Here is a 1125-nt window from a genome sequence, read left to right as displayed (position 1 = left end):
AAGCTCTGCGAGTACCCGCCAAGGAACTCGTAGAAGGAGATCAACGCGATGGCCCTCATGGACCAGTCTGCCCTGTCCACCCTGCTCGACGCACTCACCTCCGCCGACGACGGCACCCTCATGCGCCGCCTTCTGCAGGGAGCCCTCCAAGGCCTCATCGATGCGGAAGCCGAGCACCACATCGGCGCCGGCCTGCACGAGCGCTCAACGGCCCGCACGACGCAGCGCAACGGCACCCGCGACCGCCTCGTGGCCACCACCAGTGGTGACCTCCACGTGAAGATCCCCAAGACCCGCACCGGATCGTTCTTCCCGACCCTGCTGCACCCGCGCCGGCGCATCGACCGAGCCTTGCACGCGGTGGTCATGGAGGCCTACGTCCATGGCGTCTCCACCCGCAAGGTCGACGACCTCGTCGAGGCTTTGGGCGTGGAGTCTGGCATCAGCAAGTCCGAGGTCTCCCGGATCTGCGCTGACCTCGACTCCGAGGTCGCCGCCTTCACCTCCCGCCCCCTGGACGCCCAGGCCACCCCCTACGTGTTCCTGGACGCCACGTACTGCAAGGCCCGCATCCGTGGTCGGGTCGTGTCCCAAGCCGTCGTCATCGCCACCGGCGTCACCGCCGATGGTCACCGCGAAGTGCTGGGCTGCAACGTCGGGGACGCCGAGACTCTGACGTTCTGGAGGGAGTTCCTGTCCTGCCTGCGCGACCGTGGCCTGCACGGAGTCCAATTGGTGATCTCTGATCAGCACCGCGGCCTGGTCAGCGCGATCGAGCAGACGATGGCCGGCGCGTCCTGGCAACGCTGCCGGGTCCACTTCATGCGCAACGTCCTCAGCAAGGTCACCAAGGGGCAGTCCGATGCGGTCGCGGCGATGGTCCGCACGATCTTCGTGCAGCCCACACCCGTCCAGGTCGGCGAGCAGGTCCGCGTCGTCGCCGACACCCTGCGCGGGCAGTTCCCCGCCGTCGCGGCGATGCTGGATGAGGCCGGCGGCGACGTGACCGCTTTCGCGGTGTTCCCCGAGGCACACTGGCGCAAGATCTGGTCGACCAACCCGATCGAGCGCCTCAACCGCGAGGTCAAGCGCCGCACCGACGTGGTCGGGATCTTCCCCAACGCC

General features: G+C 68.1%; 1 protein-coding gene. It reads left to right on the top strand.

What is annotated here, in order from left to right; translation table 11 throughout:
• Positions 1 to 48: 48 nt before the first annotated feature.
• The coding region (locus tag GTR02_RS21800; RefSeq protein WP_205709813.1) for an IS256 family transposase at positions 49 to 1125 on the top strand (1077 nt) is incomplete at its 3' end.

Source organism: Kineococcus siccus (genome assembly GCF_009906795.1).
Taxonomy (GTDB): Bacteria; Actinomycetota; Actinomycetes; order Actinomycetales; family Kineococcaceae; genus Kineococcus; species Kineococcus siccus.
This window is presented reverse-complemented; position numbering and strand designations above follow the sequence as displayed.